Raw genomic sequence first — 4,410 nt, 5'->3', positions numbered from 1 at the left:
CCGCCAACTGGCGCACGGCCCGGACATAGGCGGTGCGCGTCTTGGGCGAGAGCTTGCGCATGCGCATGTCCTCGATCATGCGTTGGCGCAGCGGCGAGGCGGTTTGGGTCGAAGAAGTCATGGTCCTGCTCCTGTCGAAAAACGAGGCGGATTGCCTCGGTCCTCAACATAGACAGGGACGCAATGATTGCCACTCCCGCGGCCTCAGCGGCGGGCTACCGCGCGAGCGGTTTCGTCCTCTGGCCGACAGTCGGCGGTCGAGGCACTCGACAACGTCCTGAGGCACCTAGCTTCAAATGCTGCCTCTATACAGGACACTGAACCGCTCGCACGCGACAGGCATGACGAGACTTGGTTCGCGACGTGGTCCCCCGCCCTGCCCTGCCCCGGCTTTTTCTGAAGCTCCAGGACGGCGGGCGGTGTTCAGGCAACGCGGAGGGCCGATTCCTCATCGAATCAACGACTTGCGCGCGCCGGGGTCCGAAACGATGGAGCGCTTGCCAGCATCCAACTGGGGCTGACCAAAGCGCGACTGGCTGTGACCGTCGCGGTAGCGTACGCGCGGCTGGCGAGTTGAGGGCGAACGGCCCGCGCCGCGCCGCTCAGCCGGCCCAGCGGACCTTGTGCAGCGTGCCGGAGTCGCCCTCCCAGTCGCGCGCATCGGGCTCGGTCCAGCGCGTACCCTTCGCGCTCGCAATCTCCATCGAGGTGCTCTCGAAGGCCCCCTGCGCCGCCGTGCCTTGCACCGTTGCGGTCTTGCCCGCGGCGTCCCTGTAGCGGGTGAGCGTGCCTTTGGCGACGTCGCCCACCGAGAAAGTTGGCACGTCCCCGCCTTGAATGTCGATCGGCACGCTCTTCGCGGGCAGCCACTTCGTGACCGCTGGGCCGAGCACGGCACCGAACATGCCGCCCTTCTTGCCCGAAAACACAGCCTCGAGCGCGCTGCGCTGCGCGTCGCTGGCGCGGCTGTCCAGGTACAAGCGCGCGGTGCCGTCGCCGGCAAAGAAATTGCCGGGCCACCAAGCCGCGAGCGCGGCACGGCAGCCACCCACGTCCTGGCCATCGATCGCGCCCTTCTCGATGTCGATCAGCAACGCGCCGGCGCACCAACCCTGGTCCGGGACGGTATCCGGGCCGAGCCAGCACGGGCACAACGCCTTGCAGCTGCACATCTCGAGCATCGTCGCATCCATCTGCCAAGCCATCGTCGTCTCCTTCTCGGCCGCTTGAAACAGCCGCCGTTCGCGCACCCAGCCGCACGTTAACTATAGGCAATGGCGAGTCGATTTTCCAGGCCGCGAGCCTGGCCTCAGCCCAGCACCAAGACCCCCAGGCCCGCCGCGATCATCAACGCGCCGACGACGCGCGCGGCTTGGCGCCCGAAGGGGAGCGCCTTCTCCACCAACACAGCGACGGACAGCAGCGCGATCCACAGCAGGTTCATCACGCCCGCGACGAAGAGCAGCGCCATCAGCAGCCAGCAGCAGCCGACACAGAAAGCGCCGTGCCGCAGGCCCATCCTCATCGCGCCGGTCCACCCGTCGCGCCACTCGGTGAGCAGAAAGCCGAGGGGAAGCCGGCACTTCGACAGGCAGACGTTCTTGATGGGAAGAAATTGGTAGACGCCCGCCGCGATCAACAGCAGCGCGTTCAACACGACGCTGGAGCTTCGCATCGTGGGTCCGAGCAGATCGGTCGCGTGCAGCGCCCATTGCGCGGCGGTTGCAAGTACGCTGTACCCGCCCCACACCAGCAGGTAGCCGAGCAGGAAAGCAGCCGTCGCTGCGATCGGCGAGAGCCCCGCGGGCCGCGAGCGGCTCACGTTCAGGTAAGCGAACAGCATCGGCGCCGCACTCGGCACCATCATGCCGACCATCATCACCGCCCACATGGCCAAGCCGAGCGCGAACTCCCGCGCGCCCCACTCTCCCATCGGCATCAGCCACATCGCGCGCGAGCTGTGCAGTGCGCTGTCCATCGCTGCCATCGCTTCGGCCATGATCGCCAGATACAGCCACGCGAGAGCAACGAGCAGCACCAGGCACGCCCCCACCAGCCGGCGATCGCGCCGTGCGCGAGCGAGCTGCGCGTCGGCGAAGGCATTCAACACTGCCGCTCCCACTGACTACAGGGAGGAACATTTTAAGCCGTGGCCGATGGTATCGGCGATGCTGAGGGCGCGTCCGATCGCGTCCGACCAAGCCTGAAAGCGATGCTACGAAAATCATCACGCCGCCCGGCTACGATCGGACGCATGAGCAATCTTCCCACGACGCCCCCGGCCATCAGAAACGACGACGGGAAGGCCGAACGGGCTGCATGGCTGTCAGCACTGGGCACGCTGCCGTCGGCCTACATGGACGACATGGAGCCGATGACCCTGCTGCGCGAGGCGCGGGCCTGCTACGTCGAGGGGCATTTGATGGCGACGATCCTGGCCGCCGCTGCGCATGTCGAGCACACGCTTGCCGAGGAACTGGAGCTGCGCGGCATCATTACCCGGGGGGATTCGTCATCGTTCGATGCTCTGGTCAAGCACGCGGGCGCGAACCACCTATTTCGGCCCGACGTCCTGACGAAGATCGATTCGCTGAGGCTGGTGCGCAACCCGCTGACGCATCGCAAGCCGGAGGAGCACGCCCATGCCATCGCGACCCGATTCCGCGCGCAGAAGCGGCACCCGACGCTGATCCTGCAGGAGGACGCGATGCTGGCGCTGGAGGTCATGCACGGGCTGTTCTTCGCGACCCTTCGATCGTTCGATGAAGGCAGGGACTGACAGTGATCTTGACGCTCTGCGCATCCCTCGAAGGCAGGTCCTACCGGATCGGCTGGATCAGCCTGCAGCCCAACGGCGACATCTCGGTCGGGCTCAATGACCGGGCCTTCATCGCGCGCGAATTTGCCGCACAGCAGTTCGTGTGGAGCGCCTTCAATCGGATTCACGTCGCCTATCTGGTCCCCGATGATCCGAGGGCCGAGAAGCCGATAGATCAGCCGCACCTGACGTTTCATGTGCCGGCATATCTGCACCTGACCAGCAAGGGCAGCAGGGTCACATTCGAGGCGATCGCGGACATTGCCCTTGCAGTCGATCAGCAGGGCGAGGTGCCTTGGGTGCGCTTCACATCGAGGCCGCTGTCCGGGCTGAAGGAGGCCAAGGGCGGGTCCCGCGATGTTGCGCAGCGGAACATCGAATTTGCGGCGACGGCGGCGGATCGGTCGATTGAGCTTGCCGTGGACTTCGTGCGGCGCGGCGACACCGCCGCGTTGGTTGGTGCCGGTCACTGCGAATGGGTAGATCACGGTCAGTACCGGCTGCGCATCAGCGCGACCGAGCGCGCCGCTCAGCGCGCGACCCTGGGCTGGCTCCACGAAAGTTAGTCGCCGGCCCTCGGCCGCTGGAGCGGCGCCACAATCGCCGTCATGACCGCACGCGAACCCCGCACCATCGCCCGCCTCAGGAAGTCGCCCGCGCTGTCGGCCGACATCACGATCGTGCTGGCCTATGCCGACGAAATGGCCGCCCGGCTTGAGCGCTACGCCAACCTCGACCTGACCGACGAGCAGATCATGCAGATCGCCGGGCCGCCGACCGATGCGATCGGCGATAAGCCCGTCTGGATGCTCGGCCAGCGCGACCTGACCCGCCTGGCGCGGGCGATCCTGGCGGCGGCGGCGATGAAGGCGCGGGGCGGCGGCAGCGGCTGAGCGTCCTCGTCCTCGCGTGCCGGGCGATGGCTGTGTCAACGTCGAGCGTTGATCTGCTTCACGCATTTGTCTCGGATCGGCGCAACCATGTCGTAGGCACTTTTCAACTGCGGGTCCATCTTGTCGTAGCCATTGACCGCCTTGCTGTTCGTCGTGATGGCGACGTATTCCTGAAAAGACCAAGCGACCGGCATGTCCTTCATGATGCAGTCGCAGAACGGCGCATACCCCACCGCCATGGTGCACTGCAACTTCCGCGCTCTGACGACGGCATCAAGTTGCGCATCGATCTTCTCAAGCGTCGCCTTGGCTTGCTCGAGGGCGTCAATCTGCTGAAGAGTTTTGAGTTCACCCGTACCTTGCGCGTGCGCGAAAAGAATGGGCATTGTGATGGAGGAGCGAATGAATGCCGGAGCTCGGCGATTGGTCGCCGAACTGTGTCCAGCACCCGCACCGTTGGCCACGGTAGCAGGCGGCGGTCTCTGCAATTCTGGCTGTCACCAACTCTCTCAAGCTGAGGCCCAGCGCGGCTTATGCCTGGGGACCGGCCATGCCTCTTGATCGCTGTGCAACGTTGAACTCGAAGGAGGGAAGCCTAGGCCCAAGGAGATTTCTTGTTGAGAATCAAAGACTTACGGGCTGCGCGTTCAAAGTTAAACATTAAATTTGATGAAATTTCCGCTTAACTTCGCTTAACTT

The 4,410-nt window shown here is 65.0% G+C and carries 6 protein-coding genes; 3 read left to right on the top strand and 3 right to left on the bottom strand.

Annotation, left to right across the window (positions count from 1 at the left end; genetic code table 11):
• Positions 1-602: 602 nt before the first annotated feature.
• Both AC1D2E_RS34825 and AC1D2E_RS34820 read right to left on the bottom strand, forming a co-directional pair.
• On the bottom strand, positions 603-1,205 hold the full coding sequence (locus AC1D2E_RS34825) for a DUF1326 domain-containing protein (RefSeq protein ID WP_478201630.1): 603 nt from the start codon (positions 1,203-1,205) through the stop codon (positions 603-605).
• A gap of 104 nt (positions 1,206-1,309) precedes the next feature.
• Positions 1,310-2,107: a DUF2182 domain-containing protein gene (locus AC1D2E_RS34820; RefSeq protein ID WP_478201629.1), complete on the bottom strand. Its 798-nt coding sequence runs from the start codon at positions 2,105-2,107 to the stop codon at positions 1,310-1,312.
• A 147-nt stretch (positions 2,108-2,254) separates the two neighbouring features.
• On the opposite strand from AC1D2E_RS34820, the gene AC1D2E_RS34815 reads away from it, so the two are divergent.
• From AC1D2E_RS34815 to AC1D2E_RS34805, 3 genes are read left to right on the top strand one after another with little or no spacing between them, the layout of a single operon-like run.
• On the top strand, positions 2,255-2,779 hold the full coding sequence (locus AC1D2E_RS34815) for a hypothetical protein (RefSeq protein WP_478201628.1): 525 nt from the start codon (positions 2,255-2,257) through the stop codon (positions 2,777-2,779).
• Between the two features lie 2 nt (positions 2,780-2,781).
• Positions 2,782-3,384, top strand: a complete 603-nt coding sequence (locus AC1D2E_RS34810; protein WP_478201627.1) for a hypothetical protein — start codon at positions 2,782-2,784, stop codon at positions 3,382-3,384.
• A 42-nt stretch (positions 3,385-3,426) separates the two neighbouring features.
• The gene (locus tag AC1D2E_RS34805; RefSeq protein ID WP_478201626.1) at positions 3,427-3,711 is read left to right on the top strand and encodes a hypothetical protein; all 285 of its coding nucleotides are present in this window, start codon (positions 3,427-3,429) and stop codon (positions 3,709-3,711) included.
• 35 nt (positions 3,712-3,746) lie between these two features.
• On the opposite strand, the gene AC1D2E_RS34800 is transcribed toward AC1D2E_RS34805, so the two are convergent.
• Positions 3,747-4,097 (bottom strand): hypothetical protein, encoded by a 351-nt coding sequence (locus AC1D2E_RS34800; protein WP_478201625.1) that lies wholly within the window; start codon positions 4,095-4,097, stop codon positions 3,747-3,749.
• Positions 4,098-4,410: the final 313 nt, after the last annotated feature.

It is taken from the genome of Variovorax sp. P1_H2, from assembly GCF_056405295.1.
The sequence above is the reverse complement of the archived record's forward strand: the minus strand, read 5'-3'. Positions and strand labels throughout refer to the sequence as shown.